Source organism: Streptomyces odonnellii (assembly GCF_000981895.1).
Taxonomy (GTDB): domain Bacteria; phylum Actinomycetota; class Actinomycetes; order Streptomycetales; family Streptomycetaceae; genus Streptomyces; species Streptomyces odonnellii.
Window position 1 is genome coordinate 1 of sequence record NZ_LATD01000420.1, and the last position, 1,522, is coordinate 1,522.

Here is a 1,522-nt window from a genome sequence, read left to right on the forward strand (position 1 = left end):
GGAGGGAGCGTCCCGCTAGAGCGCATCCAGCCGGATCACGGTCCAGCCGACAGGACGTCGGCCTCATCTGCCGCCGCTGATCGCGCGTAGAAACCGTTCCTGGGACGTACCGCCCATCGCCCACACCACATTGCGGCCTGTGTGGCCAGTGCCAGTGCCGCTTCCCGCTCGTCAACACCTCCCATGCCGTCCACCCTGCCCGGACAGTCGGGCACCTCAACGCCCGCCCCACGAGGGGGAGTTCAGGCACCTGGCGCCGGGCTCAGCGCCGCGACAGACCCTTCCGCTCCAGACCCCCGCAGAAGGACGCGGCGTGCGCTCAAGATGTTCGGCCAGCGGCACCTGAGGGAGCGGGCGCAGACGTGGCCGATGGCACGCCGTGGCGCGTGCCGGGGGCTGAGAAGCGTCGTGGAGCCGGGGCCGCCGAAAGGAGCATGCGTACATGCGTACTCAGATATTAGAGTTGGCTTTGACGTTGGGTTCTGATCTGCGTATGGTCGGGCTCGTCCAGATGCTGACCAGAGGGGGCATGGGGAAGTGTTGCTGACGACTGGTCAGGCGGCTCAGGAACTGGGCTGCGCGGTGACGACCTTCCGACGTCTCGTCCGTGCTGGTCTGTTGCGCGGTCTGTCGCAGCGGGGCGTGCGGGTGATGGTGCCGCTCGAGGCGGTCCAGGCATTGCGCGACCGTGACCCGGCGCCGGTGGAACGTCTTCCGGTACGGGAGATCGCTGTGCTGCGGGCGGATGTAGCGAAGAGAGGAACCTCGGCGGATGGGGAAGGACTGACCGGGTTTTCCGCCGAGCTGCCTCCCGAGCTGCTGGTGAAGACATTGTGCGGATGGTGGCGCTGTGATGCGGCCAGTGTGGCGGCTGGGGGAGTGCTGCCGGTGACCGTGTCCGGTTATGTGGTGGCGGTCCTGACCGGCCTGGATCGCTGGGAGAAGGACAGCCGTGGCCGTCATGGTTTCCCCGATGCGGTTCTGGCCGGTCATGTCACCGACCTCACCGAGCCGGTGAAGCATCTGACAGCTCCTCGGGCAGCGGACCGGAAGCTGGCGGACCTTCTGCTGGGGGCTCGTCTGCCTTCTCATTCAGGCGGCACGATCGCCTACGTCACCACCCACACCACCGTCAGCTGATTCGACCGGCGCACAGGGAACCGTGATGGACGCAAAGACCTACACCGCGCAGCTGGCCGATCTGCGGGCCCTGCGGGACGATATCAAGAAGGCCCAGGCCGCGCTCGTGAAACTCGAGACGGAGCGGGCCCGGCGGATCAGCGTGCTGGCCGTATACGAAAAGGCGAAGGCGGAACGGATCGCGCCTGCCGCCGGACTGAGCCTGGCCGACGTGGTCGCGATCGCCCCCGTCCTGGCCCCCGACCGCCTCACCGCAACCCCGTCGGAGACGACCAGCCCAGCCGTTCCGGCCCCCGAGACGCGGACCCCGGACCCCGCAGCCCCGCAGACACCGGCACCGGCTGCCGCCGAACCACCTACCACGGCCACTGGAGCCCCGGCC

Annotated in this window: 1 protein-coding gene and 1 pseudogene; both read left to right on the top strand. The window is 68.5% G+C overall.

The window, feature by feature from the left end:
- The first annotated feature begins 537 nt into the window (after nt 1-537).
- On the top strand, nt 538-1,140 hold the full coding sequence (locus tag WH07_RS31615) for a helix-turn-helix domain-containing protein (protein ID WP_046507757.1): 603 nt from the start codon (nt 538-540) through the stop codon (nt 1,138-1,140).
- Between the two features lie 25 nt (nt 1,141-1,165).
- Nucleotides 1,166-1,522, top strand: a pseudogene (locus tag WH07_RS31620) (hypothetical protein); the annotation flags it as partial.